The sequence below is a fragment of the Shewanella sp. MBTL60-007 genome, from assembly GCF_019654915.1.
Lineage (GTDB): Bacteria > Pseudomonadota > Gammaproteobacteria > Enterobacterales > Shewanellaceae > Shewanella.
In genome coordinates, this window is sequence record NZ_BPET01000054.1 from 36,030 (window position 1) to 43,377 (window position 7,348).

3 protein-coding genes and 1 pseudogene are annotated in these 7,348 nt (G+C 41.9%); 2 read left to right on the plus strand and 2 right to left on the minus strand.

The genetic code is table 11. The features are described from left to right. Positions 1 to 5: 5 nt before the first annotated feature. Together fadJ and K5Q92_RS18455 are read left to right on the plus strand one after the other, a co-directional pair. On the plus strand, positions 6 to 2,126 hold the full coding sequence (gene fadJ, locus K5Q92_RS18450; RefSeq protein WP_220770357.1) for a fatty acid oxidation complex subunit alpha FadJ: 2,121 nt from the start codon (positions 6 to 8) through the stop codon (positions 2,124 to 2,126). Between the two features lie 209 nt (positions 2,127 to 2,335). Next, positions 2,336 to 2,536: a hypothetical protein gene (locus tag K5Q92_RS18455; RefSeq protein ID WP_220770358.1), complete on the plus strand. Its 201-nt coding sequence runs from the start codon at positions 2,336 to 2,338 to the stop codon at positions 2,534 to 2,536. A 368-nt stretch (positions 2,537 to 2,904) separates the two neighbouring features. On the opposite strand, the gene K5Q92_RS18460 is transcribed toward K5Q92_RS18455, so the two are convergent. Both K5Q92_RS18460 and K5Q92_RS18465 read right to left on the minus strand, forming a co-directional pair. Then, a complete protein-coding gene (locus K5Q92_RS18460) occupies positions 2,905 to 3,546 on the minus strand; it encodes a hypothetical protein (protein WP_220770359.1) in 642 nt (213 codons plus the stop codon). A gap of 99 nt (positions 3,547 to 3,645) precedes the next feature. Then, positions 3,646 to 7,233 (minus strand): annotated as a pseudogene (locus tag K5Q92_RS18465) (EAL domain-containing protein); the annotation flags it as partial. Positions 7,234 to 7,348: the final 115 nt, after the last annotated feature.

Genomic DNA, 7,348 nt, shown 5'->3' on the forward strand with positions numbered 1-7,348 from the left:
CTCTTATGGAAAAGACATTTAATTTATCTCGCCGAGAAGATGGTATTGCCGTGCTGACCATGGATGTTCCGGGCGAAACCATGAATACACTCCGCAGTGAGTTTGGGCCTGAGATCAGTGAAGTACTTTCTGAAATTAAGGCCGATGCGAGCATCAAAGGCCTCGTTTTAGTCTCTGGGAAAAAAGATTCTTTTGTTGCGGGCGCTGATATTTCGATGCTCGATGCTTGCGAAACAGCTGCCGATGCCAAGCTATTATCACAGCAAGGGCACGTGGTTTTTAACGAGCTTGAGAGTTTATCTATCCCTGTGGTTGCCGCGATTAATGGCGCTTGTTTGGGCGGTGGATTAGAGCTTGCGTTGGCTTGCCATAAACGCGTGTGCTCGCTTAATCCAAAAACCATGATGGGTGTACCCGAAGTGCAACTTGGTTTATTGCCAGGCGGTGGCGGTACTCAACGTTTGCCGCGTTTAGTGGGTGTAACGACTGCACTCGATATGATGTTAACTGGCAAACAGCTTCGCCCAAAACAAGCGTTAAAGATGGGCTTAGTCGATGATGCCGTGCCTGAGTCTATTTTACTGCGCACAGCGGTTGAAATGGCATTAGCTGGTAAGCGTCCGGCAAAGAAAAAGAAACAGTCTTTAATTAACAAGGTGCTTGAAGGCACCAGTGCTGGTCGTAACATTATTTTTGATCAGGCGGGTAAACAGGTCGCGAAGAAGACCCAAGGTAACTATCCTGCGCCAGCTAAGATCATTGACTGCGTTCGCCAAGGTATGACAAAAGGCATGGAGAAAGGACTTGAGGTTGAAGCGAGTCACTTTGCTGACTTAGTGATGTCTAAGGAGTCAGAATCTCTACGTAGTATCTTCTTTGCTACGACAGAGATGAAGAAAGAAACTGGTGCCGGTGATGTTAAGCCCCGTGATGTGAATAAGGTCATGGTATTAGGCGGTGGCTTAATGGGGGGCGGTATCGCCTCAGTTACTACGACGAAAGCTAAAATACCTGCTCGCGTAAAAGATATCAGTGAAACAGGCTTAAGCAATGCGCTGTCTTATGCATATAAGCTACTGGATAAGGGTGTTAAGCGTCGTCACATGACCCCCGCAGTACGTGACAATTTAATGGCGCTGATGACCACAACGACTGAGTATAAAGGCATTAAAGACGCCGATATTGTGGTGGAGGCGGTTTTTGAAGATTTATCTCTTAAGCATCAGATGGTTAAAGATGTTGAACGTGAATGTGGTGAGCATACGATTTTTGCTTCAAACACCTCATCTTTACCTATTGGGCAGATAGCTCAAGCGGCTAGCCGACCAGAAAATGTTATCGGCCTGCACTATTTCTCACCCGTTGAGAAGATGCCATTGGTTGAAGTGATCGCCCACGAAAAGACATCGGCTGAAACCATAGCAACGACGGTAGCATTTGCTAAGAAGCAGGGTAAAACCCCGATTGTTGTGCAAGATGGCGCAGGGTTTTATGTCAATCGAATTCTGGCTCTGTATATGAACGAAGCGGCGCAGCTTTTATTAGAAGGGCAGAGTGTCGAACACCTTGATAAGGCACTAGTGAAGTTTGGTTTTCCTGTCGGGCCTATGACGTTATTGGATGAGGTCGGTATCGATGTTGGCGCTAAAATTTCACCTATCTTAGAGTCTGAGTTGGGTGATCGTTTTAAGGCGCCAGCAGCATTCGATAAGCTCCTAGCCGATGATAGAAAGGGCCGCAAGAATGGTAAAGGTTTCTATGTCTATGGTGGTAAGAAGAAGACCAAAGAGGTGGATCAGACGGTCTACAATGTTCTTGGACTTAAGCCAGGTGTTGACACCGAAGCAGCTGAAGTGGCTCAGCGCTGTGTAGTGCAGATGCTCAATGAAGCGGTACGCTGCCTTGAGGAGAAGATTATTGCTTGTCCTAGAGATGGGGATATTGGCGCAATCTTCGGAATTGGTTTTCCACCTTTCCTCGGTGGGCCTTTCCATTATATCGACACGCTCGGGGCCGATAACTTAGTCAAGACTTTAGAGGGCTATCAAGCCCGTTATGGCAATCGATTTGAGCCTGCTCAGTCACTCAAGCAGATGGCCACTGATGGGACTCGTTTCTTTAGCTAAAGCTTAAAATTAAGTTGTATAACTTCTAGCTAAGAAGGTAGTAACCATAATTCAATTTAACAAAGCGGCAACATTGTGCCGCTTTTCTTTTGCTTGTCGGTTATTGACTGCCTAAAAAATGTTCTATTTATTCTGCTTAGACTATATAATGTCCCGCTTGCTGGCTAGTGTTTGCTAAGGCTGACTTATTTGAAGTGGGGTGTAGATAAGTGTTATTCGCTATCGTATTGATATTAGTGTACTCAGGGTATTCTATAGGAAATGCTGCATTTAAGGCTGGTTTACCAGTAAAGCGGTGGGCCATTGCAGGCGCTTTATTTGGCCCTGCTGCATACCCTTTGTTTAATTCTCATAAACAATTTGCTTACCGTAAGGCGATGGGTAAGCAGGGAAGAACCATTGGTTTATAACCAGTCTAGAGAGTCAGTTTTATAGAGATAACAAAAAAGGAGCCTATGCTCCTTTTTTGTTAATTGAACTTTTAGCCCGTGTATTAGGCTAGTTCCACCAACCTTTGGCTGGGATAACTTCTAAGTGATTCAGACCATCAGGCAACTGAACCTTCTTACGAGCAGGCTTTGCTAATCCAAGTGCTTTCATTAATGAATCAAACATAATCATACTCCTAGACATCTTGATGCCTTATTTAATTCCACCAACCTTTGGCAGGGATAACTTCTAAACGATCTAGCCCTTCAGGTAGCTGTACTTTCTTACGAATCGGTTGTGCTAAACCAAGCATTTTCTTTAGAGAATCAAACATAATCATTACCTCAAATTAAGCCGTTGCTTGGCCGATATACTTAATGTTTGGAATACCAGCGGTGTATTTGATGTTTGGAATACCAGCGGTGTATTTGATGTTTGGGATACCAGCGGTGTATTTGATGTTTGGGATACCAGCGGTGTATTTAATGTTTGGAATACCAGCGGTGTACTTAATGTTTGGGATACCAGCTGTGTACTTAATGTTTGGGATACCAGCTGTGTACTTAATGTTTGGGATACCAGCGGTGTACTTAATGTTTGGAATACCAGCGGTGTACTTAATGTTTGGAATACCAGCGGTGTACTTAATGTTTGGAATACCAGCGGTGTACTTAATGTTTGGAATACCAGCGGTGTACTTAATGTTTGGGATACCAGCGGTGTACTTAATGTTTGGAATACCAGCGGTGTACTTAATGTTTGGAATGCCAGCGGTGTACTTAATGTTTGGGATACCGGCGGTGTACTTAATGTTTGGAATACCAGCGGTGTATTTAATGTTTGGAATACCTACAAAAAGATTTTTTTGAATTGCTTCTGAGATCGGAGAGGCTTGGTAAGCGGGGGTTTCTAGGCTATTTTGAGATGCAACCGCTGAAACTGAACATGCCAATGCAACTGAAGTAACTAATCCTTTAATTATTGTTTTCATTTTGTACCTTCTCATAGAGTATTAAATATAAAGTAATATTTTTGACTTATGAGAAGGTAGTTGCAGTTGTTGTGCCAATGTTGGCTTTGTTTGTGTTTTTTATCCGTTTTTTGTGGAAAGTGTGTCGCTCGCGTCTCTGTTTGCGTCATCTTGTAGCAGCTTGGTAAATTCAGGCTCGGTTACCGCTTTACTAAATATGTAGCCTTGGATCTCTTCACATTTTAATGCGCGCAATATACTAAGCTGAGATGCTTCCTCAACTCCTTCGCCAACAACAGAAAGCCCCATGTTATGGGCGATTGTAATAATAGAGTCGACCATTTTTAGATCGCGATCCGACTTGTCTATATCGTCAACAAAGGCTTTATCAATCTTTAGGGTATGAATAGGGAAGCGCTTTAAATAAGAGAGTGAAGAGTAGCCAGTCCCAAAATCATCTAGTGCTAGGCTAACACCCATCTGCGTCAGTTGCTGCATGACTTTAATGGCTTTTTCCGGCTCTTTAATCACAGTGCCCTCGGTGATCTCAAGCTCTAAGTTAGCAGCAGGTAGCTGAGTGAGTTGTAAAATTGACTCTATACGCTGGTGTAAATCAGGTAAGGCAAACTGTTTCGACGATAAATTGACGGCGACCCTGCCATTGAATAACCCTTGCGTGCGCCACTTTTGCGCAGCAAAGCACGCCTTTTTCAATACCACATCACCAATCTCGACAATGAGGCCATTCTCTTCTGCCAGAGGAATAAACTTATTTGGCGGAATAAGACCGTGTTCCGGATGGTTTAAACGAACTAAGGCCTCCATACCTGCCATTTGCCCTGATTTTAAGTCCACCTTAGGCTGATAATAGACCTCAAACAGGTCATCTTTAAGGCCTTCGCGGATCAAATTTTCCACTTCTAACTGGCGGATGGCGTTTTTGTTAAGGGATTCTGAGTAGAATTGATAGCGGTTACCACCTGCGGATTTAGCGTGATACATGGCAATATCGGCCTTTCTTAATAGAGCCTGCTCATTCTGATCATCTTCTGGATATAACACGATACCGATACTTAAGCCCACCACCACTTTTTCATTCGTGAGTTCAAATGGTGTCTCAAAGGCATGAATGACATTCTTAGCAATAACGGCGCTGGTACCAATATCGGGGTTTTTATCGACTAGAATTGCAAATTCATCGCCACCTAAACGATAGATACTGGTGTGGTTAGGCACTGCAACCTGAATGCGGTCAGCAACCTGAACTAGTAGCTCATCACCTACCTGATGACCTAGTGAGTCGTTGATTTTTTTAAAGTTATCTAAGTCCAATACCATTAAGGTATGGTGAGAGTCTCGCTTAACCAAGTTACCGAGTGTCACCATTAAGTTAGAGCGGTTAGGTAAGTTGGTCAGCAGATCATTGTTAGTGAGCTTTCTGAGCTCCTCCTCTTGCTGTTTACGACGGCTTACATCAGAGAAAACCCCCACATAATGTGACAGTTCGCCTTGCTCATCGTAAATTGCATCGATTGAGAGCTCCATCAGGAAGCTAGTGCCGTTACCGCGCGCCGACTCGATCTCATTACTCCATCGCCCTTGCTGTTTGAGTATTGCGCGGATCTGTTCTGAATAGCTATCTGGATAAAGATCGAAGTTAAATAGACTACCAATGAACGCTTCTTTACCTAGCATGGCTAGATCACAGCAGGCTTCGTTAACCTCTACAAACTTAAAGTCTCTATCGAGAATAAACATGCCTTCAGAAATATTTTGAATGGCTCTTTCAAATAACCTTAACTGCTCTTCGGCTTGTTTAAAGTTACTAATATTCTTAATGGTTCCCGTCATACGAACTGCGTTATCATGCTCATCACGCTCGACAATTTTTGCTCTGTCTAAGATCCAAACCCACTCATTTGCTTTACCCTTAACACGATAGGTGGCTTCAAAATGGTCAGTTTCGCCATAAAAATGCTTATTCAGAGCCTCACGAACGCGTTCCTGATCCATCGGATGAATATTACTCTCTTCTCCCTCGCCACCGGATCGCTGGCCATCTTGGGGAAACTCTAGCGATCCCCAGATATTTGAGCGGTAGATTTGACCTGTTTCAATATCCCAGTCCCACATCTCATCGCCGCTGCCCCATAGGGAAAGTTTTAGCCGTTCTTCGCTCTTAGCAATCTGCTTCTGAATTTCCCTTCGGCGCAATATGGTTTTAATGACTAATACCGAGATGAATAGCGAGAATAGAAGGTAAACCAGCTTTGCTGTACTCGATAGCCACCAAGGAGGAGTGATCTCTATGTCGAGGTTTCGCGTTGGCCCATGTTTACCCGTGACAGGGTCTATGGCATAGATAGAGAATCGATAGTCACCGGGAGATAGGTTGGTATATGTGGCTGAGTCGGTTCCTTTGGAATGAATATAGGTATCAGATAGGCCTTGCATTTGGTATACATAGTTTATGTTACTATATGAAACACCAGGGCTGTTAAATTTAATAGTAAATGGGTAGTCTGAGTACTTTAGCTTTATTTTATTGGTTTTAGAAAATTGATATTTCAATACTTTTCCATTAGAACTTTCAGGGATGTTAAATATCAATAGTTCCTTCAGGTTAACTGTTGGAGAATTAGTGTTATTTAAAAAGCGCTCTATTTTTTTGAGTTTTACTGAGCTAATTCCTGCTGCTCCACCTATTAAAACTCGTTCTTCGTCAGTGTAAATTGAGTTGGCGTTATATTCTAATTGGGCCCCCAGTTCTTTACTGAAAATTCTCACTTTAGAATTTTCTAAATTCTTGATGATGATTTCACTAATTGATGACGCGATTAATAATTTCTCTTTATTTGAAATGGAAAATATGGGTTTGTTGTTTGAGAATATGTTTTCAATTTTTGATGTTTCTATGTTGTATTTTTTAAGTCCAGTTCCCGTTCCAAAGTATAAGTTGTCGTTTAAAATAGAAAGGCTTATAACGAATTGTTCAGAGTAGATTGGATGTGTTGTATTGTTTTTATATAAAAACACGCCTCCTTGAGAAGCTATGAAAAACTGGTTTTTATATTCTACTACATCAAATATTGGGTTGCCTAGGTCTATTGTCTGACGGGTGATTGCTTTAGTTTCAGTATTGTACCTTACTAGTTCTCCATTAGAGGAACCTGCAATAATTTCATTCTTATTAGAGTTAAGCTCTAAGGCAAAGAATGAGTCATTTATGAGTTCTTCAGTTGTGTTACTATTTATATTTATTGTGTGTAATCCATTAGCACTTGCTACGTACAAGGTATCACCCAGTAAAACGAGTGACTTCGGACCTAGTATATCTGTTTTTAATGTTTTGATTCTTTTAAAGTTATTGTCATAGATTTCTATGTCGGTAGTATCAAAGCTTACTATATACTGCTCACTTTCTGTTTTCGATATAGACCAAACGTTTCCAGACTTACTAAGTATTGTCTGAATCAAATTTGCATTGTCATCTATAATAATGAAACCTTTGTTCTGGTCAGATATGAATGTTTTAGTTAACCCCCTATATAAGGTTGGTGTTTTGAATGGTTGGCTTGATATATCTAAACTTCCTATTGATATAGGATTGGAGATGTCATCTAGACTAAAAATGGTTTTATCTTTTAGGCCAAAAGTTTTGCGATTATGGCTGCTTATGCTAATGTATTTGTTACTCCCGATTTCAGATAATAAGTGCGACATTCATGGAAAGGTGTAGAAGAAGAAGCCAACTGCTGAAAGTGGTACGCTCTTCTCGCCAAAGAAACAAGCAGTACTACCATGAATTATCAGCAGTTGACCG